The organism is Halocynthiibacter namhaensis (assembly GCF_000812685.1).
GTDB classification, from domain to species: domain Bacteria; phylum Pseudomonadota; class Alphaproteobacteria; order Rhodobacterales; family Rhodobacteraceae; genus Halocynthiibacter; species Halocynthiibacter namhaensis.
Genome location: NZ_JWIF01000027.1, coordinates 1 through 21339 on the forward strand (window position 1 = coordinate 1; position 21339 = coordinate 21339).

18 protein-coding genes are annotated in these 21339 nt (G+C 51.3%); 16 read left to right on the forward strand and 2 right to left on the reverse strand.

From position 1 onward, the window contains the following. On the forward strand, positions 1–236 hold a 236-nt coding region (locus tag RJ38_RS04965; protein ID WP_039017799.1), incomplete at its 5' end, for an integrase core domain-containing protein. 842 nt (positions 237–1078) lie between these two features. On the opposite strand, the gene RJ38_RS04975 is transcribed toward RJ38_RS04965, so the two are convergent. Next, positions 1079–1549, reverse strand: coding sequence for a hypothetical protein (locus RJ38_RS04975; RefSeq protein ID WP_039017801.1), 471 nt, complete (start codon positions 1547–1549; stop codon positions 1079–1081). Positions 1550–1986: 437 nt separating this feature from the next. Here RJ38_RS04975 and RJ38_RS04980 point away from each other — a divergent pair, with 437 nt between their 5' ends. From RJ38_RS04980 to RJ38_RS05005, 6 genes are all read left to right on the forward strand, one after another. Further along, positions 1987–6222, forward strand: a complete 4236-nt coding sequence (locus RJ38_RS04980) for an autotransporter outer membrane beta-barrel domain-containing protein (RefSeq protein WP_039017802.1) — start codon at positions 1987–1989, stop codon at positions 6220–6222. Positions 6223–6282: 60 nt separating this feature from the next. Beyond that, positions 6283–6864, forward strand: coding sequence for an AraC-like ligand-binding domain-containing protein (locus RJ38_RS04985; protein ID WP_039017803.1), 582 nt, complete (start codon positions 6283–6285; stop codon positions 6862–6864). A 291-nt stretch (positions 6865–7155) separates the two neighbouring features. Next, entirely contained in the window at positions 7156–7872 is a 717-nt protein-coding gene (locus RJ38_RS04990) for a helix-turn-helix domain-containing protein (protein WP_156121760.1), read from the forward strand. Positions 7873–8168: 296 nt separating this feature from the next. Further along, the gene (locus RJ38_RS04995; RefSeq protein ID WP_162183551.1) at positions 8169–8729 is read left to right on the forward strand and encodes an invasion associated locus B family protein; all 561 of its coding nucleotides are present in this window, start codon (positions 8169–8171) and stop codon (positions 8727–8729) included. Continuing rightward, positions 8719–9366, forward strand: coding sequence for a L,D-transpeptidase (locus RJ38_RS05000; RefSeq protein ID WP_039017806.1), 648 nt, complete (start codon positions 8719–8721; stop codon positions 9364–9366). Before RJ38_RS04995 ends, RJ38_RS05000 begins: the two co-directional genes overlap by 11 nt. Before the next feature lie 38 nt (positions 9367–9404). Then, the gene (locus RJ38_RS05005) at positions 9405–10712 is read left to right on the forward strand and encodes a BamA/TamA family outer membrane protein (RefSeq protein WP_039017807.1); all 1308 of its coding nucleotides are present in this window, start codon (positions 9405–9407) and stop codon (positions 10710–10712) included. A gap of 207 nt (positions 10713–10919) precedes the next feature. Here RJ38_RS05005 and RJ38_RS05010 read toward each other — a convergent pair whose 3' ends face one another. Further along, positions 10920–12386, reverse strand: a complete 1467-nt coding sequence (locus tag RJ38_RS05010) for an NAD-dependent succinate-semialdehyde dehydrogenase (protein ID WP_039017808.1) — start codon at positions 12384–12386, stop codon at positions 10920–10922. Positions 12387–12482: 96 nt separating this feature from the next. On the opposite strand from RJ38_RS05010, the gene RJ38_RS05015 reads away from it, so the two are divergent. The 9 genes from RJ38_RS05015 to RJ38_RS05060 all read left to right on the forward strand — a co-directional run bounded on the left by RJ38_RS05015 (position 12483) and on the right by RJ38_RS05060 (position 21241). Beyond that, positions 12483–13292 carry an alpha/beta hydrolase gene (locus RJ38_RS05015; protein ID WP_039017809.1) on the forward strand — a complete coding sequence of 270 codons (810 nt, stop codon included), beginning with the start codon at positions 12483–12485 and terminating at the stop codon, positions 13290–13292. A gap of 120 nt (positions 13293–13412) precedes the next feature. After that, positions 13413–14489, forward strand: a complete 1077-nt coding sequence (locus RJ38_RS05020; RefSeq protein ID WP_039017810.1) for a hypothetical protein — start codon at positions 13413–13415, stop codon at positions 14487–14489. Further along, the gene (locus RJ38_RS05025) at positions 14489–14818 is read left to right on the forward strand and encodes a hypothetical protein (RefSeq protein ID WP_039017811.1); all 330 of its coding nucleotides are present in this window, start codon (positions 14489–14491) and stop codon (positions 14816–14818) included. The genes RJ38_RS05020 and RJ38_RS05025 overlap by 1 nt, the downstream gene beginning before the upstream one ends. After that, entirely contained in the window at positions 14805–15935 is a 1131-nt protein-coding gene (locus RJ38_RS05030; RefSeq protein WP_039017812.1) for a hypothetical protein, read from the forward strand. The genes RJ38_RS05025 and RJ38_RS05030 overlap by 14 nt, the downstream gene beginning before the upstream one ends. Before the next feature lie 29 nt (positions 15936–15964). Next, positions 15965–17899, forward strand: coding sequence for an ATP-binding protein (locus tag RJ38_RS05035; RefSeq protein ID WP_039017813.1), 1935 nt, complete (start codon positions 15965–15967; stop codon positions 17897–17899). 174 nt (positions 17900–18073) lie between these two features. Beyond that, a complete protein-coding gene (locus RJ38_RS05045) occupies positions 18074–18913 on the forward strand; it encodes a hypothetical protein (RefSeq protein WP_039017815.1) in 840 nt (279 codons plus the stop codon). Further along, the gene (locus RJ38_RS05050; RefSeq protein ID WP_039017816.1) at positions 18910–20259 is read left to right on the forward strand and encodes a DUF6638 family protein; all 1350 of its coding nucleotides are present in this window, start codon (positions 18910–18912) and stop codon (positions 20257–20259) included. The genes RJ38_RS05045 and RJ38_RS05050 overlap by 4 nt, the downstream gene beginning before the upstream one ends. A gap of 15 nt (positions 20260–20274) precedes the next feature. Next, on the forward strand, positions 20275–20544 hold the full coding sequence (locus RJ38_RS05055) for a hypothetical protein (protein ID WP_039017817.1): 270 nt from the start codon (positions 20275–20277) through the stop codon (positions 20542–20544). A 7-nt stretch (positions 20545–20551) separates the two neighbouring features. Continuing rightward, positions 20552–21241 (forward strand): DUF1523 family protein, encoded by a 690-nt coding sequence (locus RJ38_RS05060; protein WP_039017818.1) that lies wholly within the window; start codon positions 20552–20554, stop codon positions 21239–21241. Positions 21242–21339: the final 98 nt, after the last annotated feature.

Consider the following 21339-nt stretch of genomic DNA (forward strand, 5'->3'; position numbering starts at 1 on the left):
GCGTTGGTGACAGCTATGACAACGCTCTAGCGGAAAGCACAATCGGTCTGTTCAAAACCGAGGTCATCGATTTTATGGGGCCTTGGAAATCTGTTGGACAGATCGAATGGGAAACCCTGAAATGGGTGAACTGGTACAACAAAAAACGCCTACACAGCAAAATCGATTACATCACCCCCCATGAAGCAGAGGAGAACTTCTATGAAGCCTTGAATGCCGCTGAAAAAGCAGCTTAATATTTGAACCAACAACTCTCCGGTAAAACCGGGGCGGTTCAATGTTCGCTATCCCATAGGTACCCATTTCCCGGTTCTAGTATGGCGTTGAACTCTGGATAATCGACGAGCTGACGCCCAACTGTTGTTCCTTGTAGGGCGTAGAATGGTTCCTCGGATCTTCGAATTTCTCGAGTTGTGCGCTCACAGGCGAAAGCATCGACGACCCCACGCCGCAATGCCAGTCCGTTTAACTTAAACGCAGAATGTTCTGAATGAAATCTAGGTGATTCGGGTTTATCGAATGAAAGCTCGTAGGCTGTGCTGGAAATGAGTGTTTTCCACGCTTCAAACTGTAGGTCTTCTGGGTAGTCTTTGGTAGTCCATTTAAAAAGCATCAAGTTTCCATTACGCTTGCTCGTTGTGGGAGCCGGCGGTACTTAAAGGTGTTCGTTTGTATGCAAATGACAGGGCTATTGTGGCGTTTTTGTGGTAACCGCTGAAAAAATACTATTTCAATCAGTTACTATACGTCAATTCACATAAAAGAGATGTTGGCGTGGATGGTGTGGAGAAGGGTTACGCCACATGTGATGAGGGTTGCAATCAGAAGAAAAACCCGCACCCATCTGGCCGATATCGTGACAATTGACCTATGAGGCGGCGCAAGTTGATGGTCGCAAATGGGGCAGTCGCAAAAGGTCTCTGCGACTTCTATTCTGCAAAAATGGCAGGATTGTGTTGCCATATGCTGTCCTTTTAATTTGCACACTAAGACGCAATTGAAATTTGAAATATTTGGCGTCCCAACCAAAGAACACGATCGGTGATTGGGTGGCCTGTATGAGAGGCCACCCAATGGTTTAGAATGATTCGACTGTCAGCGTAGCGTTGCACTGGCTGCCGTTATATGTGCCGATCCAAACATCGTATACGCCTTCGGTTTGGGCACCGGACATACGGATTTTTGGGTCAGCATTGCCGTTGCCATCGTCGTCAAACAGCCACGTGCCCGTTGCAGAGTTTACAAGCAAAACGGAATCACAATCACTGACAACACGGAATTCCAGTTCATAACCAGAAAGCTGGTTCATGGTGAATGAGAAGTCAGGCTTACCGATTACGTTACCAGTCATTGCTCCAGACCAGTTTGAAGGCCGGATGCCACAGGTTGAGAGGTCATATTGACCGCCAGCAACGACACTATAGTTGCGCGGTGTAAATAGATCTTGACCGGATACGGTGACTTTCTGACCCCATGCGCTGGCGTCTGGGCAGGCCAATGCTGCACCGGTTGTCGCCAAAAATGCGACTGCTGTCAAAAGTAGTTTCATATTCTCTCCTAGGTGTGCGCCGAGTTGGCGATAGACCAAAAATAAGGATGATGATGTCGGATTGGTATGCTGGTTTTCGCTCATCCCACTCAGCGAATGGCGTTTGGATGGTACCGCTTGAGGAGATCTCCTGACCGGCGGGTAGGTGGGACAGCGGCCAGGAGAAATACGCCCTCCAATGCAACACGACAAAGAGGGATGGGATATCCCTTAGGTCATCGTATTCACTGAAATAAACGGACGTGGCCCTAGTCACAATGTAAGGCGCCAAAAGGCAACTCAATTTGCAACCGTCATTCCTGCGTCCCGTTGGTCGGGATGTGGTCGTTCAATTTGCATGTCCCGCCAGGTGGAATGCGTGAACCGGAGGGGTGCGCGACTCGCCTTGCGGTGGTTACCAGTAAAAATTGGTTCCTAAATACCGCAGGGGTGAGATGATGACTTTTATGTTTGCGACGACAGGTGTGAATATCAACAATCTGCATATGAATGCGATTGGTGTTAGACTATCCGGCCTGCGTCGCCTGGCGAAATACGCCCTTTCAACGTCGATCTTATCCTTGCTTCTAAATGCCCCGGCCTGGGCAACCAACGAATGTGGTTTAGACACGCCAGGGGCAACAACCTTGACTTGTCCGGGGGGGACATTCACCACTCTACCCGGGGGTCAGGACTCGATGGTCAGCTACTTAAGTGCTGATGATCTAACACTTGATTTCAATTCAGCAACCGCGTTTACTCCCACTGCTTTTACCGATGCAGGTGTGAAGATAAGGAATGGGGATGGCAATGTTACAATTAATGCCCTAAACGGCCTCTCTGTATCCGGGGCGACCAAAGGCATAGCGTTGATTCATACGGGCCCAACCGGTAACGCTGCAATCAATGTAGATGGCGCAATCATAACAACGATTCGCAGGATAAATGGACTTTCCCCAGGAAATTCAAATGGATATGGTTTAGGTATTATCATTACAGATACCTCAAATGCCGATGGTGCGATCAGCCTAAGCAATAGCAGAATTTCGCTTAATGGTGCGGCAAACAGTGTTGGCGCACTTGTTGAGAACCGAAGTGCCACTGGCAATGCACATGTTGCCTTTAATAATGTGACCTACACATCTACCGGCGTGGCCAGTACGGCCCTAAATAGTCTTATCCGAAACGTAAACAGTACAGGTGATGCGACTGCTGTGCTAAACGGTGGTTCCATCACGACACAGGCTGGGATTAATGGCTTTGCAGCTGGTGGTGCCCTCGCGCATAACTTGGGTCTAGGCGATGCGACGATTACCGCGAACAACACGGTGGTGAATGTCCTTGGGTCACAAGTAAATGGCCTGCCTGGCGTTGACTCTAAGTATAGTTCGCCAATTGGCATTGCGGCGGTTATCGGGAATGCTTTCTTTCCTAACATACCTCAAAACACGGGCAGTACTGGCACCGCAACGGCTATTGTAAATCACAGCACTGTTAATCTTGGGCCTACGGCGACTTCAAATGGGGTTGCCGCGGTAAATTGGGCGAATGGTGGATCAGCTGCGACAGTGACCAATACGCATATTACCACGACCGGCCTCAATTCCAATGGGATTGTAGCATCGACGCAAAGGAATAATGCGAATAACAGTAATGCCGTTGCAACAATGATCGGGGGCTCTGTCACCACCGGTAGTCGCCTTGATCCTTTGTTGGGTTATAATTCTGCGGGTGTCGCTGGCTATAGTCAGGGGGCGGGGAATGGCGAAGTCCATGTGATGGAATATGTGGATGGAGGTGGGACAGCACACGGTGCTGTCGTCACATCCAATGCCGACGGATCTTCGGCAGTGGCAACTCGTTCCCGCGGGGCAACAATCGTGACTGTCCAGGGTGAGGACACGGTCCTGACGGCCTTTGGCTTTGATTCGTCTGGCATTTTGTCCACTCAAAATGCCAGCGGCGCGGGATCTACCTTTGCGGTTACTGTTGGCACTGGTGTGGAGGTATATGGTGGTGCCGGGGCTGGATCGGCCGGCATTAGAATCAAAAGCCAAACAGGCAATACAGGCACCATAGACATCGCGCAGGGCGCATTGATTGATGGTTCAACCGGTGCGCATGGGATTTGGGATGAAGAGGGTGACGCGACTGTTACCAGTTACGGTGAGGTACGACAGGGGATCGCAACCTTTGGCGGCGTGGACGTTGTAAACCTACTTGAACACAGCTTGACCACAGGTGGTTCGGGTGTACCTGGTGTTGATACCGGGGAAGGCAACGACACTGTAAATGTTAAAAGTTTCGACCCGCTCGCGGTTGCGACCGTTGAAGATGGCATCATTACAGGCTTGGGTGATGATATTGTAAATATACTAGACGGTAGCGACGTCTCAGGGCCCGCAAATGGTGACGGTATAAATACAGGCGCTGGCAACGATCAGGTTTATGTTCGCAGTGTGGACCCTTCGATGTTTGCTGATATTTCGCAAGGCATCGCAACGGAAGATGGCGATGATATTGTACGCATAGAACAAAATAGCCGTGTCACAGGCGGTTTGAATACCGGCGACGGCAACGATAACGTTTTTGTCGGCACTGGAGCTACTGCCGTGGCTACGTCTGCGGTTGCGTCACTTGCGGGCGGAATTGATACGGAAGATGGTGATGACACTGTCCGATTGGCCAATGGCAGTGTTGTCACGGGCGGTTTACGTACGGGTACGGGCGACGATATTTTCAGCATTGGATCCAGTTCCACCACTGTGCACACCGGCTTGGCCAGCTTGACCGGCGGGATTGATGCTGGTGACGGCGACGATGTTGGTGAATTGCGCGATAGCAGTGTCGTCACTGGCGATATTGAAATGAGCGGGGGCAATGATGCCCTGACCATCACGAGTGGCGCGGATATTACGGGTGTCACTTTGATTGATGGTGGGGGCAACGCGGCTTTCAATGACGGTGAAGAAGATATCCTACACCTTGTGGGTAATTTGCAAACCCGCAGATTTCAAGGTTCTGATTTAACCAATTGGGAAACAGTTAACCTGGCGAACAATGCTGATATCACGTTTCACGGCGCAGATCTTGTGACTGGTTCTGGTGCAGGAACTGGGTTCCACAATGAAAATGCTGGTTTGGTTGTACAAAGTGGATCGTTCGCACGTTTTGACGGGGATTTCACAGTCGACGGCGATCTCACCAACAGAGGGACCGTGGACCTAAGGCCTGATGCGGCACTAGGGACAACGCTTAATGTCACAGGGGATTACACCGGTGGTTCTGGATCAACCTTGTTAATGGATGTGTTCCTTCAAGATGGTCTCACTGACAATAACCTTTCAACTGATATTGGCATCAGTGATCATCTGATTGTTGCAGGAAATGGATCTGGATCTACTGTCGTGGATTTCAACAATATCGGCGGCCCTGGCGCTTTAACAGATCTGAACAGCAACGGCGTTGTCGACAACAACGAGGGTATTCTTTTTGCCCAGGTTCAAGGTGGGACTTCAACCGCCAATTTGTTTACGCTTGGCACGCTTTCTGGCACGACCATTGGCGCATTCACCTATGATCTTGTGGCCTTTGACCCTCTCACTTCAGCCAGCGGATCTTGGGATTATGTTCTGGCCAATCGGTTCTCAAATATATCAGAGCCGTATGAAGTATACCCACGCGCTGTGATGTTTACGATGCCAACCTTGCACCAACGCGTAGGCAATCGCCACTGGGATGGGCTGCAACCTGAACTGCCACCAGAAATCTTCTGTAAGGATCCCGAGCAAAACTACCGCTGTACGATCACGGAAGAACAGGCCTCTTATTATGGTGAAGAGAAACTGATCGAAGAAAACAGTGCCTGGGTGCGGATCGTTGGCAGCCACGCCCGTATTGCACCCACGCTCTCAACCACTGGCTTGGTCAACTACAACATTGAAACTGTCGAAATTCAGGCCGGTATTGACCGCTTGTTGCGTGAAAGTGATGAGGGCAACAAATGGATTGGTGGCTTGAACGCACAGATCAGCACAGCTGGTGTCACGGGGAATGATCCAAGTGGCGATGCGTCGATGAAAGCGACTGGTTTGGGCATTGGCGCCACCTTGACTTACTATAAGCCAAACGGATTCTATACTGACATCCAGGCCCGCCTCATGGCGGTTAGTACCGATTTTTCTTCCACTTCCGGCAGCTACGATAATGCCCGCGCTGTTGTTGCGTCTGCCTCTGTTGAGGTTGGTCGTAAATATGAATTCGGTGATGGCTGGCGTGTAGTGCCCCAAGCGCAGCTGACTTATACCCAAGCGCGTTTCCGTAGTTTTGTTGACACGGTCGGCACAGTCGTAGAACCAGATAACGCTGAATCGCTGAAACTGCGTGTTGGGGTTAACCTTGGACGTGAACGCAATTGGATCGCTGATAATGGCACCGTCCGTCGTCTTGAAGTTGAAGCAGGCCTCAATCTGCATAAAGAACTTGCCGGACGTACACGTGTGAATGTTTCAGGCACGCCGCTTTACAACGAAGAAGAAAGCGCCACTGTTGAAGTCACACTGGGTGCGACTTATAACTGGAACGACGATCGGAATTCAGTTTACGGGGAGGTCGGTGTCTCAACAGGCCTGCGTAATCTTGGCCGCAGTCGTCGGATCTCAGGTACAATCGGGTACCGCCGCAAGTGGGATTGATTTAAAAATCCGTTTAGCTTAGCAATACGATGTTTTACGAGCTAAACGGATTTTTATGGAATGTATCATTGGACCAGTCATGGGTTATCAGCCTCGCACGCCTATGAAGCTTGGCGTGACCAGCTTTCAAATTCATCGGTGCCTTGGCATTTGAATTCACAGGGTGAAGATCCGTTTTCTATCAATTATGCTGCGCAAAAAATCGGAAAACTTGCAATAACCCATTGCAAGTTTTCTGCATGTTCAGGGTACCGAAATAAGACGGATATTTACCAATCAGCCGATGCGCTTTATTGTATTCAATTTATGGTGGGTGGCCGCGAGAACGTGGCTTATGACGACAACAGAGATATCCTGTTGCCAAGCGACGCCTATATTTGGGACAGCGAAAAAGAGTTCACCTTTTGCACCAAGGGCAAGGTCAAGAGCTTCTCCTTGAGTATTCCTAGGGCTTCTTTTTTCTCAAGGGGTAAGCCCGGCGTACCGATGGTGCGCAAGATCGATTTCGAGAAGGGGATGGGTGCCCTGTTGTTTCAAACGGTTTTATCGACCTTCAACAATGGGCATGCATTTTCTCAGGGTGACAGCGACGTTGTGGAACGCGCAATTATTAAGTTGGCCACCATTGCATTCCACGCATAGATTGGCCCGCTTACTGATTGGGGTGGTTCAAGGGCCGCGTTTATTAGCAGCGGTTCCCTAAACATAACACATCCCATCAGACCCTGATCATACAAGCTGATATACCAACACCCGAACGCATTTGGCCGGCCCCCGTCAAAATGCACTCTTTTTGCACTCAGCGTCAATTTTTTCTGCAGTGTCGCGCAATAATGATTTTTAGATAATTGCTATCAATGGTCTAGGTTGGGACATAACGACGGGGATTGTCGGTTGGGAAAAATACAGCGAAATGATCAAATGCAGCCAGGAGTGTCCTCGCAAGAGCGAGTCCTCGCAGCATTGCAATCGGTCGTGTCACGCGGGGCGGCTACGTTAACGCAGGTCACAGATGAACTTCAGATCCCGCGCAGCTCATCACATCGGGCGATGCAGGCACTTATTGACTTTGGTTGGGTCAGTAAGCGATCTGGTGATCAAGCCTATGTTTTATCCTGTCGGTTCGCAGACCAAGTTGGAGTCTCAGGTTTTGGTATGCATGCGGCCGAATCTTTTCGGCCAGTTATGGCGGACCTGCGCGAGCGCGAATACTTACATTCAGAAGTGGCGCTGCCAGACCCTGCGGGGCGCATGCGTGTGATCGAAAGTACATCAAAAGAAGCATATGCACGTGGCGAAGCTTGCAAGTTAGCACGCATTGTTGCCAACACTGTTCCGGAAATCTACGAACACTGCAATTCAGTGCAGGAGGCCGCCCGTCGCCTTTCTTCTTGGGCAGTACCAAGTCGGGAAAAGGCGCCGGTAATCGGAACGCCAATCTCATGTTCCGGGGCGCATATCGTGGGTAATGCTGCTTGTATTTCTTTTAGAACTGAGCGGTCTGAGGTGGGGGTCTGGACGATTTGGCCTGTGCGTAACTTTAGCAATTCAGTGACACAGTTAGAACGTATTGTTGGCCACTTTCGAAATGATGAAGTATTTGATTTTCCACGGGAAATCGACCTATTCTATACCGGAGATATCCAATGAGTTTATCTGCCCCATCTGCCGTCCTGTTCTTACTATCGCTCGCTTTTGCAGTGGTTGCGCTGCTTAAGTTTTACGGCGTGCATGTTCCACAAATACCATTGTCCGTTATGTGGTGTTTCGCGATTGCATACGGGATCCTTTTCGTTGGGGTCGTGTCCCGGGGTTTATGACCTTTGGGGGCGGCGATCCCACTCATCGGGATGGGGTGACGCATCTGATTGCGTGCCAATAGCGAACCGTCGCAAGCTAAAAATATGAGATTTGGGGACAAAATGGCGCAAATATCGAAATTTAAAATGATAACAGGCGTTTCGGCGATTGTTCTCGCGGCGTTATCGCCGGTCAACTACGCAGTGGCGGCTCCCGATAGCATTATCGAGGTGTATAAGCAGTGGAATTATCAATGCCAGTTCGTCACTGCTGTAAACCTGCCCGCTGTGACTAAAAACTGTGAAGTGGTACATCACCTAAATGATAGCACCGGTAAGCGCATTCTGAGCGTCGCTTTCACTTGGGAAGACGACACATCAGAGCCGCCAAATGGCTTCGATCAATCTGGGATCAAAGCAACGCTTGTCACACCGCCAGGTGTGAATTTACGGGTTGTTCCTGAGCTGGTGGTGGAACGCTTGAGTGAGCTGCCAATCGTTTGGAACGCCCAATACAGCACTTGCGTTGTGTCTGGATGTATTGCTGACCTGATGTTGAACCCATCACATGTTGGAACGCTGAGTTCTGGCGTTGGCATCCAAGTGCGCTTTGGGATGGTGAATGTAGGTCCCATTGCCGAGTTGAACCTACCGGTTGACGGTCTAGAGGAAGCTTTGGAGGCGTTGATCCGTGACGATGCAAATTAAAAACCTTTCTCGTCGTGGCTGCCTTATGGGCATCGGCTCAAGTTTACTGGGAACTTCCCTTCTTTCGGGTTGTAGTTCAGAAACACCTGGGGTTGAACAGCGTGTGCCTTACAATTTCTCTGTAGCAAGAAATTATGAGGACGAAGAGTTTCGCGTTTTACGTGTGCGACGCAATAAGTTTGATGACCGGTTTCTTCCGCAAGTGGTACGATCCCCCTTTCGCCATAAGACGGGTACTTTGATTGTGAAAACTGCAGATAACTATATCTATTTGCAGGTCGGAAATGGCCTTGCACGTCGATATGGCGTTGGCGTTGGCCGTCGTGGCGTCGCATGGTCGGGAACAGCGACTGCTGCCTTGAAACGCAGATGGCCTGCCTGGCATCCAACACCACGGATGCGCGCCCTTGAACCAACCTTGCCCGCCTATGTATCACCTGGGGAACATAACCCTTTAGGGGCAAGAGCTATATATCTATTCCAAAATGGTGAAGATACACTATACAGAATACATGGCACTTCAGAGCCATGGACAATTGGCACACGCGCCTCTTCAGGTTGTATTAGAATGTTGAATGAAGACATCATCGACCTGTTTGATCGCGTGCCGCTGAATGCAACTGTCATCGTAACTTAAGAATGGCAGAGCAACACACATGAGGCAGATTGAGTACAATGAAACAAGTAAACCATTCTCCAAGGCGCTTTGCGCTTGGAATGGTGCTCACGTTGCAAGCGATTGCAGGGGGAGCACAGGCAGCTGAAGGTGTACGGTTTTCGCGCATTGATGTGCGCGGGAATACCCAAAGCAGTGATGCAGAAATCCTGGCTTTATGTCAGCTTTCTCCAACGGCACGCTATCAGGCAAATGATCTGCGTATGGCGCTGGATTGTCTCGGGCAATCAGGGCGTTTTGAAACCGTTAATTTTGACGCCGAGGGCGATGTTCTTGTTGTTAATGTCCTTGAGGCACCCCAATATAGTGGGCTTTTGGACGTTAGCGCATCGGTGGATTCTGATCGCGGGCTAAGTGCAAATCTTTTTGTTGAAAAGCAAAATCTATTCAGTGAGGAACTGACTGGAAGTTTGTCTGTTGAGCTGTCAAAATACGACCAATATCTCGGGGCATTCTTGCAAGATGAAGACATGTTTGGGAGCGGTATACCCGGTGGCTTCAACCTCGAGTATTCGGGGCAGAATTACCCCGATAGTGCCTATGATGTCAGCCAATTTGAGTTGGGGTCATACCTAGAGTTCGCGCATGGGGAAAATGCTCTGACGCGCTTGCGGGCAGGCGTTCAAAGGTTGGAAGTTGATGATGTAGCGCCAACCGCCGGAGCCTATATGCAGGGCGAGGAAAACACGTTTTCTCGTTTATTCTTGGGGGCTGACTACCAACAACGCAGAGAATTTGCACTCGGAAATCTTGAAAGCGCAAGCTTGCAGTTTTCTGCATCACAAGTGTTTTATGCCAATTCAGGCGGTGGAAATGCTTCGAAAACTGAAGCCTCTGCTGCTGTCCGCGCCGCAACACAAGGCGAACGGTTTGCGTTTGGTGCCAGCGTTTCAGGTGGGCATGTTGCGGCTCTGGGGGGCGGGCGCACATCTATCGCCGATCGCTTTCAATTGGGCGGTGAAAGCCTGCGCGGATTTGCGGAACGCAGTATCGGCCCGCGTGAAAATGGGCATGCCCTTGGCGGGAATTCATATGCCGTGATGCGAGTAGAAGGCGATATGCGCTTGATGTCCTTTGAGAACATCGAATTGCGTGGTGGCCTTTTTGCCGAGGCTGGCAGCGTTTGGGGGCTTAGTGATGCGCCTGCAACCATCGATGATGATGCGAATTTAAAAAGCTCCGTTGGTGTCTCTTTCGGTGTCGAAGTCGGTGATGTGCCGATTAACCTATTCTACGCGGTGCCAGTGAACAGCGACCCAGGGGATGATGTCCAAAGGTTTGGGTTTTCATTGTCTAGACGTTTTTAATGTTTTGATGCGAGCAGGTGTTCCTACATCAGCAAAGCAAGAAAAAGAAACCCTGCAGCGGCGAAATTGGCCGATGCAGGGTTTGTCCTATAATCAAGTCAGGGATTGGTGGGGGTGTTCCGCGTGATTTTCTGTCCCAATAGTGAGGCGAAATTGTCCCAATAAGGGGTTCTTGAAAGCTCAAAAATCCCTTATTTTTAGGTTTAATTACACAGACATGCAGATGTATTTCATTTCGAGATATTCATCTAATCCGTGATGCGAACCTTCGCGTCCTAGGCCCGATTGTTTGACGCCTCCAAAGGGGGCGACTTCGGTCGAGATGATGCCTGTGTTCACGCCAACCATGCCGTATTCTAAGGCTTCGGCGACTTTATAGACGCGCGAGAGGTCCTTGGCGTAGAAGTATGATGCAAGGCCATAGATCGTGTCATTGGCCATTGCGATCACATCATCCACATCGTCGAACTTGAACAGCGGCGCGAGCGGGCCGAAGGTCTCATCTGTCGCGACCTGCATATCTTGCGTGACGCCGGTGACAATTGTCGGTTCATAAAACGTGCCGCCCAGGGCGTGGGTTTTACCACCTGCAATCAGCTTTGCACCTTTGGATGTGGCGTCTGCAAGGTGCTCTTCCACTTTCGAAACTGCGGCTGGGGTGATCAGCGGGCCGGTGGTGATACCATCTTCTAGGCCGTCGCCCACGTTCAATTTCGCGACAGCTGCGGCTAGCTTTTCGGCGAATGCGTCATAGACACCGGATTGCACATAAATGCGGTTGGCACAGACGCAGGTTTGGCCATTGTTGCGGAACTTACAGATCATGGCCCCTTCGACAGCAGCGTCCAGATCGGCGTCATCAAAGACGATAAATGGTGCATTGCCACCAAGTTCCATTGAGCACTTCATCACTTGATCTGCCGCTTGACGCATCAAGATCCGGCCCACATTTGTGGAACCCGTGAAGGTTAGTTTACGCACAGCGAAGTTCTCGCAGAACTCTTGACCAATGCCAGCAGCATCTGTCGCCGGGATCACGTTGAACACGCCCGCTGGGATGCCCGCGCGATCTGCCAGTACAGCCATAGCCAGAGCAGACAATGGGGTTTCAGTGGCGGGACGCGCAACAAAGCTACAGCCAGCCGCAAGGGCAGGGGCCGCTTTTCGGGTGATCATTGCGTTGGGGAAATTCCAAGGGGTGATTGACCCGACAACACCAATGGGCTGCTTTAGAACCATGATGCGTTTGTCGGGTTGGTGACCGGGGATGGTTTCGCCGTAAACGCGTTTGGCTTCCTCGGCGAACCATTCGATAAAGCTTGCGCCATACATGATTTCGCCTTTGGCTTCGGCCAGAGGTTTGCCCATCTCAGCGGTGAGGATCGCGGCGAGATCGTCGGCGTTTTCTAGCATAAGGTCATACCAGCGCCGCAGGGTGTTTGCGCGATCTTTCGCGGTCAGGCCAGTCCAGCCTTTCATCGCAACTTCGGCGTCTGCGATACAGGCTTCGGTTTGGGTGCGGCTCACGTCCTGGACAGAAGCAATCACGTCACCGCGGGCTGGATTGATCACATCGAATGTTGCTCCGGTTTCGACCCATTTGCCGTTGATATAGGCGCGGGTTTCCAGAAGAGACGGATCTTTCAAAAGGGATTTCAGGTACGTCGCTGACATGATATTTCTCCGATGCAGAACAGTTGCGCTTTCAAAGCACGCAGCCTAAGTCTTGTCCAGATAATATGATCAAATTTGCAAAGAGTAGGTCCAGAGATGTCGGAAAATCAGTCCAATGATGATGCTTATGCCAATGGCGCCTATATTGACGGTGCCGCGGATTATCCGGCGCGTTGGGAAGGGCAAGCCCAAGACTGGCGCATGCATGAAAATACCGCCGGGCGTGCGCGTCTAAATCTGGTTTATGGGGATGCGCTGCGTCAGAAATTCGATTTGTTCTTGCCCGAAAGCAAGCCGTTGGGCACGTTGATTTTTGTGCATGGCGGATATTGGAAGGCCTTTGACAATAAGTCATGGTCGCATTTGGCCAAGGGCGCACAAGCGCGGGGCTGGGCCGTTGCTATGCCGTCTTACACGCTGTGTCCCGAAGTGAAAATTGCCGATATCACTGAGGAAATCCGCCAAGCGCTGCACCACATTGCAAGCATAACACAGGGGCCGATCGCCCTAGCTGGGCATTCTGCTGGGGGTCATCTGGTGGCCCGTATGTTGTGCCAGGACGTGCCGCTTGCACCTGAGGTGGCCGATCGTATTGTCAAGGTCACGCCGATCTCGCCGTTGTCTGATTTGCGGCCCTTGGTGGACACAGAAATGAATATCGATTTCGCGATGAATGCGGAAACAGCTTGGGCGGAAAGCCCATTGCGTGAAGTCACCCCGCGCACTGTACCTGTGGCCTGTTGGGTCGGAGGGGGCGAACGCCCTGCATTCATCGATCAAGCAACCTGGCTTGCAAAGGCCTGGGGGGGAGATTTGAACATCGACGCGGATCTACATCATTTCAATGTGATTGATGGGTTGGCCGATGAACATAGCGCGCTTCTAATGGCCTGTCTTGGGCTTTGATCGTATATTGGCAGAGGTGGAAAATAGCGCCCAATAGGGTGTTTTCCCTCTGCACATCCCTTCAAATATCCGTTATTACCCCTATATAGAATGTGAATAGTAAGCGAATTAGGGAGTACCATGGCAGATTTTAACACGCAGATTCAGCAAAGCCAGCAACAGGTTTCAGAAGCTCAAGCTCAGATTGAGGCGATCACAAGCCGGATCGAAACCGCCCGTGCGAAAATGAAAGCCGGGGAAAGTGACATCGACATCGAAAGCGCGTCCCTTGCAGACGTGCACGCCCATACTGACCTGATGAATTCCAACATCGCGGAATTGATCATGGGGCTGGATGATGTGACCGCTGGCTTCTCGAAAGAGTTCGATGAAATGCGGACCAAAACCGGCTGGGAAACCTTCGTTGGTATTTTCTCAAAGGGTAAATCCGAAAGCCTGCGTCAAGAACGGATGCGCACCGCGTCTGTCGATGATAAATTGCAGGATCTGATTTCAAAATCTGACGTGATCGTCAAGCTTCTGGAAGGTCAGCTGAATGTGCTGAATGAGCAGAAAGAAAAGGTTTCTGTCAACCTTGCTGACACGTTGGACGAACGCGAAATGTCGGTGGGCGAATTGGAAACTCTTAAGGCCGAAATCCAGGGTATGGACCCGAAGATGATCGCACTTGAGAATAAGATCGCCGTTGAACAAGACGCCGCTGCACGTACCAAATTGGAAACTGAACTTGCCGCGCTGAACGAGACATATAACGCGAAGGTTCAAGAGGAACAGGTCAAGATCGCGAAATCCCAGACCTTGGAACGCTACATTGAAAAGGGCAAAACTTGGGTTGATTCACTTCAAAACCAAGCCGCAACCCAGATGGTTCTGATCAACAAGCTGCAAACAGACACAAAGCAACGTGTTGTTTTGTATGAAGCCCTGACAAGTTCTTTGAAAACTGCGCAACAACAAGATGTTGCCCATCAGATCAACGAAATTGGCGTGGAAACAGACCAAAAAGCCCAAACCGCCATGGCCGCCATCGGGTCTGCCACCAATCAGCGTATGGCTGACATGATGGAAGCTCATGAAGACCACATGGTGTTTGCGCGTGAGGTGCTGGAAGCCAAAGCGAAATCAGACGAGCGTTTCGCCCGTCGCTTCGAGAAGATCGTCGAAAAACACGATAAGAACCTCTACGGCGGCTCCTGATGAAGTTCTGGCATCAGCAAATTGCTATTGCCGGATTTATCACCCTGACAAAGCTCGTAGCTTGGGCAATTGATGCACCTCCATTTTCACTCAATGGCAAAATGGAGGTGAACTCAGGGTATTGGTTGGCCTGGATGCGAAGTCTGCTGAGTATCGTATTCCTGGGTCGGACCTTGACTTGGTTCGCTTGGGATTCAAAGCGGGGACATTGGCTGGTGGAAGCGGCGGGCTTTTCATCAGATAAATTGGACCGAAAATATACTGGCTGGTTTACCCGCTGGTGGCTCCATGTTGATCGAAACGGTGTAGATTTAGATGACCGAAGTTAACCTCACCCGCGATCACACGGACCTCTCTGATGGACGTTTGGCGCGGCGGTATTTTTCCAAGTTCCAACGGATCACCCGCCATCTGACACGGGTGGCGGCTGTGATGCAGCAGGAACGGGAGTATTCCAAGGCGGAAATGGCCGTGATGACCCGCTATCTGACCGGGCTGTCTTACACATTCCAGGCGCTTTCGACCAAATATCTCATGACCGGGCGTGTTGGTGGCATGACCGCGGATGAGATGACGATTGACCGCCAGGAAAGTGGCTTTCCGGTGCTGGCCGAAATCCTGCGTATGGCAACGGATGCCAGCCAAGCTGAAACCCATCTGCGCAATATGCCGTCCACAGAAACCCTGAAAGACGAGATGGTCCGCCAGATTGTTGGCGATCTTTCCGTGCCGACAAAATTGCAATTCGCTTTGTCGCAACGCCAATATTACGAGGAACTGTTGAAGGGCGAACTCTTTTGGGCCTCGAATGATCCCGAAGCACTTTGGCAGGGCAATATCGGTGATGACCGCCGTGAATTTCTGGTGCATTGGGCGACCTGGGACAATCAGGTCAACCTGCCGGTGATCTATTTGATGACGGTTGAGGACAGTGGTCGCACGGCCCTGCCAAAAGACAGCCGTCGCTGGCCTGGCGTGCAACATCACCTGATGGCGCAGGCGCTGAATGGGTTGAAATTGGTGACGATTGCCAAGGGATTTGACCGAGATTTCGACGACCTGCACCCCAAACGCCTGCGCCGCATTCACATCGGCCCGATGTATTCATCGGCCTTCACGCGCCAAACCGGTCCGATCCGTGAAGTTCTGGAAAAAGCCCGCGCACCTGTCGGGGATGATTGGGCCTTGGCGTGGACGGTTGAAAACTTGGAAAGCGAACGGGTGATGGAAGAGAAATCCGGCTGGTTTTCCACCGTGGAACGCGAAGTGTTCAAGCTTGATCCGTTTTCTGGACGTGGCGTGGATACAGGCGCCACAAACACCAAACGCGCGATCATTATGCCCGAACGTCCGTTCCAGGTGCTGGATGATATGAAACCCGCAGGGTTCAACAGCGTTGAGAAATTTGTCGTCAGCGAAAAAGGCCGCGTGTTGCGGTATCGTTGAATAGTTAATACGAATTATGAGGTAGATTTATGAGCCATTCAGCCGATCAAATGGAACTCCGCGAAGACGATATTCGCAAACATTACGATGCTGCCGGAAATATGCTGGCGGGGATCGATCACACGCCGCGTATTGGCAAGGGGCGTGACGCAGCGCCTGTTGCGGGTGGGTCTTCGGGCATTCCGACGCGCAGACGTTTTCGGTCCACCACGCCAGGTCTTGTAACTCGATCCACCGCGCGCCCCGAAGGTGTGCAATTGATTGCGCGGATTGAAGGGCTGGGCGGGGATGATCCGCTGACCTCTCCGATGGAAGCGACCGTTCTGAACGATCTGCGCCGCGCGGTTGCGATTGCCTTGGCCGTGGCTGAAAACTTTGGCGAGGCGACCGAACTGGCCGCCATGAAACGTGACAACCTGCAAGGCGCTTTGGGTGACGATCGCAAGGCCGCCTTCAGCGAACTTTTGACGGCTGAGGCCCTTGTCACTCTATCGGTTTTCGCCAATGCGACTTCTTTCCTGTTGTCCCCCCATGCGTCTGAGGCCACCGCCGATATTGGTGAGGTTGAGGAAGTTCTGACAGACAATGGCCAGCTGGCTTTGCACGGTGCGCTCTGGGAATTGGACCAGGAATTGTCGGCGCTTGCGGAAGAAGAAAAACTGGTCGCAACCGTCATGGCGTTCTGTGAAAAACTCATGGAAAAGGTCAGCCTGCGTGCGCAAAACGCTGGTAAACTCGCCGCGTTCCACAATGCATCCTGGAAGGTCGAAGCAGATGATCTGACCATTGCCGGTTTCACGCCCGCACGCGCCGCCAAGGGCAGCAAGCTGACCATGAGCTTCAAAAAACCCAATGAGGTCGTCGGCAATCACATCGCGAAATATCAGTCGATGAAATTGGCAAAAATGGTCATGGCCTATGACTTTGAACGCAAGCTGAACCCTTTTGCGGAACTGGGTGGTTTCATCTTTACCTTCATGGGCGATGGCAAGCCGGGCACGGGTAAAACCACGCTGATCCAGATGATGGCGGGCTTGATCAATGATTACTGTCAGGTCGCCGGCTATCCCTTCCGGTACCAAAACCTTTCGACCGATAACATCGACAGCTATCAGGGTAAATCGGGCCAAAATGCCAAGGCTTTCATCAACAATGTGCTGGATCCCAACGTGATTGGTTTCGGCACAATCGATGACATCGACCAACTTGCGGGCAAACGTGGGGATCGGCAATCTTCTGCAGGTCAGCTTGAGATCACCGCCGTTCTGATGGAAAGCTTTGCGGGCGCCAATACGGTTGTGCGCGGGAATTGCACCTTTGGCATGTTCTCGAATTATCCGGAAAATGTCGATGATGCGCTGCGTCAACGGGCTGGTGCGCGCTTCCTTGTGGATGGGCCGCAGACGCGCGATGACTATATCGATATCCTGTCGCTGCTGATGGGCAAGAACCATGATATCCCTGTGGGTGATCACGAATTATTTTCAGCGCAAGAGATCAAAAAAGCCGTTTCCGCCAGCTTTGAGGGCCACGGAAAACCGCATGAAGAAGGCCTGTTACGCGTTTGGGATCAGACCGAAACACAGATCGGCAAGCTTGATACCATCGCGAAATTGGGCACCTATCTGAAGGCGATCCAGGAGGCGGATGAACGCTTTACGGGTCGTGCGATCAAGAACATCACGGATGCTGTGAAAGTGCGTGCGATGGACTTTGAGCTGCCGGATGAATGGATGGAAAACCCCGATCTGTTCCTGTTCAAGGATTATAACACCAAGCTTGCGATGATCTCGGACATGCGCCAACCGATCACGGTGGATATGGTTGTGCAAGAGATCAACCGCTACGCCGACAGTGAATTCCGCTATGCCGATAAATCGGATGAGGTGGCGATTGAAAACATGGTGCGTGACTTTGGCCGAAACGAGGAAGCCAAGCGGCGCTATCTGAAAGGCCAAGCGTAATGCGCCTTAAACACAAAGGGCAGTGCCTGACCCTGGGTGGGTGCGAAGCGCCCTCCCGTCAAACCGCAGGTTTGCCTTCGGCAAAACGGGAGGGTCAGGCGCTGCCCGGCGGTGCCGGGCAAGGACCGGTCTTGGTCGCGAACCTTAGTGGTGATCTGACACGGAGCATCCGGGATGAGTGAGGAACAAACAGATCGCTTCTGGCGAAAGAATAACCCCATCCTTTGGGGGATTATTTTATCTGTTGCATTCATCGGTATTTACGGCTGGTTGGCTATTCTCGAAACCTGCGGTGTTGTGTCCTGCGAAAGCAAATGGCAGGAATTTTTGTCTGCAAGTCCAAATGAGATTGGTGACACGCTTGCAGGTATCTTTGGTGGCCTCGCTTTCTTGTGGATCATTATGACTGTTTTGCTACAGAGCCAGGAGTTGAGGGAGCAACGCAAAGAGTTACGTCAGGCACGTGGTGAGTATGAGAAAATGGCTAATGCTATGCAGAAACAAGCGGAAGTGGCAGATCAGCAGATTTCGATATTGCAGGGGGAGCAGAGACAGCGTGATGAATTGCGTGCCGACAGACTCTTCAATCAAAAGCTTACATCTTTTGTTCAGAGCGTAATTGAAACACCTTCCCAGGGGCTTCATTGGTACTTTTCAAATGATATAATCGATGACGAAACTGGTGGGAATGGTCAGATACATGCCTTAAATTTATATCATAAGGACATGCATGATCAAACGGTCGATGAAACATTGATTGGTCTTCGCAGGAGATTGCCTGGGCTACGCGAGAGTTTGTGGGAGTATACACATACGAGTATCGATTTTCGATTGCCTGATTCACATGCTGTAATCTTATACTTGGTTGAAAAGTTGGAAGATCTTACTCGAATGAAAGCTGATATCTCCGATGCAGAACAAGAACGTTTGGAAATGTTTCGCTTGCCTGAAATCGGACAAGAGTTGCAGGAGCTTTTGTCGACTACTCAATTGTGGGCGGACACCGTAGAATGAAACGTCTCATCCAACATGGCCTGATGTTTGGCAATCTGATTGAGGTTTCCTCGCCCGCTTTGGTGGCGCGTTACAATCGTGCGCTGGACAGTTTGACGGGGAAGACCACAGACCTCACGGATTTTCACATTGATATTTCCGGCTACTCCCCCGAGATCGGGGATGAGCTGGGGGATCATCTGTATCTGAACCACGGGGGCTGTAATCGGCAGTTTATTCTGCTGACCACCGATCAGAAAACCGCGCCTTTGTTGAATGCCAAATTTTCCACATCTCGCGGGATTTTGCGGCAGTTTATTGAACGCAACGAAAGCCAATTGTTCGCGCTGACCACCCGCGATGCGGTGGCGGGAGAGCTGTTGAATTCGGTCTATGCGGTGGACGGGGCGCAGGCCTTGTTCGACATCCGCCAGATCACGATTGAGGCCGACACCACCGAAGCCCATGTGTCTGACGCCCGGCGTCTGGAAGGCATGATCACCCGGTTTCGCCATGAGGACGATGGCTGGCTCGACGATGTTTTGATCGCCGATATGATCACGCTGGCCAAGAAAACTGGCGATGTGACGCGCCAACCGATCAACCTGAAAACCCCTAGTTTCAGCCAGGAAAATTTCTGGACGGCGCATTTTGGTGGGATCTATCTGTTCCAGAATATGGACCACCCGGCACTGATCTCGCGCGAGGATAAAGTGGCACTTGGCAATAGGCTTCCGATCAAACATGTGTTTGATTTTGATAACAGAAACCAGATCGCGAAGTTTCTTGAATATAACGATCTGGTCGAACCCATCGTGAAGGCACGCGGTGTCGATGCCGCGGCGATCTTGCAGCAGAAAATGGATTTCATCGTGATGGATGTGGCCGCGGATGCAGGCGAAGACCTGACTGGTGCAACCCGCCGTGATCTGCGGGCCATGGCGCGGCGGTATGGGGCCGATTTGCCGAAGGAATTCCACGGCCTTGCGGATCTTTTGCGTTGGGCGAATGGGGCTGGAAAATGGCCAAAGATCACGTCGGAACACCCGGCCTATTTCTATACATTACGCGCACGAAATCATGCAGACCGCGACCTGGTAAACATGTTGTTAGCGGAATTAACGCCAAAAGACATTCGCCAATTGTTCATCTGCCACAAGGAACGGTTCTATCAAGATTACGCGTCTTGGCCGGATGCGAAAAAAGGATTTGTGGCGGAATTCTTGGCGCGCGATTATATGGTAGATAAAGCGGGCGCGCGTGCGGCGTTATTTGGCGGTGAAGACACAATGGATGAATCGTCACAGCCATCGCGCGCAGGGGCATCACGCCAAAAATTCAGCGGCCCATGGGGCAGCGCAGTATAAACGAGGGAGGCAGGTTTGGGACTTATCAGATTGATAATATTTGGTTTTCTCGCCATGACCGTGACCTATTTTCTGGTGTCGTGGTATTCGCGTTCTGTGCGGCTTGAACGGCTGGAAAAGGAATGGGATGCTGACCCGCAAGGCGATGATGCCGCGCGTACAACCCATATCGAAACCGGCATGGTCGCTTATGAAAATGGCTTCCGTAAGAAGTTGATATGGCTGATTTATATCGTGCCTGTGGTGTTTGTCATCACGGCTTTCTATGTAACAAACACAGGTTAAAAATCACATGCTGAACAGAATTAAATTTGGACTGAAGGTCCTTTTGGTCGTCATCATGGGCGGGTTTTTCCACTATGTTTTGCCGCAACACGACGTGGTGCGCGTGACCTCGACCGAGATCATCCGCCAAGATTTTTCGTGGTATAACAAATTGTTCTATGCCCAAGCTGACAGCGGGAATGTTGAAGCTGCCAACCGCGATATGCGCCTGATAAACACAGTGCGCCGCAAGACATGGATCTGGGGGTTCTTCCGTCGCGAGTCTGAAGAGGTAATGGTGTATCGCAATGAAGATACCGGCTGGATTTGGCCACCGTATTTCAAGTTTGACAGTTCCAACTTGCAAGCTGAGGCCGCGGCGGTTGTGTCGTCGCGTGAGGATGAACAATGGGTGGTGCTCACGCATTATGGTTGGCGCAATAAGTTGATGACCGTGTTTCCAAATGCGATTGGTGTCCGCGCGGTCGAAGGCCCGGATGTACGGATAATTCCTTGGTTTAACATTATTTTCTTCACCTTCCTGCTTGTGGCTTGGCGGTTCTTGCAGGCGGCATGGGGACAGTTTCGGGAACGCAATCTTGACCCCACACTGGATACTGTGGATGGACATATGGATGCTGCAACAGACCGCGCGCGTGGTGTTTGGGGGCGATTTACCGGTTGGCTCGGTACGTGGCGCAGCAAACCTCGCAGATGACGATGCACTTGCGTTTCTAGTCAGCTTTTAGGCCCCCTAATTCATCCTATGTGTGTTAGGGGGATCGTTGGGCAACAACGCATGTATTTCTGCAAAAA

What these genes read in the sequence shown, in the direction of transcription:
- RJ38_RS05035 (WP_039017813.1), top strand. Translation starts at nt 15,965, where the DNA reads ATGAGCCATTCAGCCGATCAAATGGAACTCCGCGAAGACGATATTCGC.
- RJ38_RS05060 (WP_039017818.1), top strand. Translation starts at nt 20,552, where the DNA reads ATGCTGAACAGAATTAAATTTGGACTGAAGGTCCTTTTGGTCGTCATC.
- RJ38_RS05000 (WP_039017806.1), top strand. Translation starts at nt 8,719, where the DNA reads ATGCAAATTAAAAACCTTTCTCGTCGTGGCTGCCTTATGGGCATCGGC.
- RJ38_RS04995 (WP_162183551.1), top strand. Translation starts at nt 8,169, where the DNA reads ATGATAACAGGCGTTTCGGCGATTGTTCTCGCGGCGTTATCGCCGGTC.
- RJ38_RS05025 (WP_039017811.1), top strand. Translation starts at nt 14,489, where the DNA reads ATGAAGTTCTGGCATCAGCAAATTGCTATTGCCGGATTTATCACCCTG.
- RJ38_RS05045 (WP_039017815.1), top strand. Translation starts at nt 18,074, where the DNA reads ATGAGTGAGGAACAAACAGATCGCTTCTGGCGAAAGAATAACCCCATC.
- RJ38_RS05005 (WP_039017807.1), top strand. Translation starts at nt 9,405, where the DNA reads ATGAAACAAGTAAACCATTCTCCAAGGCGCTTTGCGCTTGGAATGGTG.
- RJ38_RS04975 (WP_039017801.1), bottom strand. Translation starts at nt 1,549, where the DNA reads ATGAAACTACTTTTGACAGCAGTCGCATTTTTGGCGACAACCGGTGCA.
- RJ38_RS05010 (WP_039017808.1), bottom strand. Translation starts at nt 12,386, where the DNA reads ATGTCAGCGACGTACCTGAAATCCCTTTTGAAAGATCCGTCTCTTCTG.
- RJ38_RS04980 (WP_039017802.1), top strand. Translation starts at nt 1,987, where the DNA reads ATGACTTTTATGTTTGCGACGACAGGTGTGAATATCAACAATCTGCAT.
- RJ38_RS05050 (WP_039017816.1), top strand. Translation starts at nt 18,910, where the DNA reads ATGAAACGTCTCATCCAACATGGCCTGATGTTTGGCAATCTGATTGAG.
- RJ38_RS04985 (WP_039017803.1), top strand. Translation starts at nt 6,283, where the DNA reads ATGTATCATTGGACCAGTCATGGGTTATCAGCCTCGCACGCCTATGAA.
- RJ38_RS05030 (WP_039017812.1), top strand. Translation starts at nt 14,805, where the DNA reads ATGACCGAAGTTAACCTCACCCGCGATCACACGGACCTCTCTGATGGA.
- RJ38_RS05020 (WP_039017810.1), top strand. Translation starts at nt 13,413, where the DNA reads ATGGCAGATTTTAACACGCAGATTCAGCAAAGCCAGCAACAGGTTTCA.
- RJ38_RS05015 (WP_039017809.1), top strand. Translation starts at nt 12,483, where the DNA reads ATGTCGGAAAATCAGTCCAATGATGATGCTTATGCCAATGGCGCCTAT.